The sequence below is a fragment of the Bartonella sp. AA86SXKL genome, assembly GCF_042196885.1.
The window spans coordinates 447-687 of sequence record NZ_JBHIRE010000360.1 but is presented as its reverse complement, the minus strand read 5'-3'; the positions used below and the strand labels follow the sequence as shown (position 1 = coordinate 687).

Annotated in this window: 1 protein-coding gene; it reads right to left on the bottom strand. The window is 45.2% G+C overall.

Annotated features, from left to right (window positions below):
- Positions 1-241: PEP/pyruvate-binding domain-containing protein (locus ACFIO5_RS12015; protein ID WP_375705533.1), on the bottom strand; the 241-nt coding region annotated here is incomplete at both ends.

The window sequence follows — 241 nt, the reverse complement described above, 5'->3', positions numbered from 1 at the left end:
CGGAGTTCGAATGCCTGCTACAACATCTTCACCCTGTGCATTAACTAAGAATTCACCGTAAAGCTCTTTTTCCCCTGTTGATGGATTGCGTGTAAAAGCAACACCCGTTGCTGAATCTTCACCCATGTTGCCAAACACCATCGCCTGGACATTAACTGCCGTTCCCCAACTTTCAGGAATATTATGTAAACGACGATAAGTTACTGCACGTGCTGTCATCCAACTTGAAAAAACCGCTCCA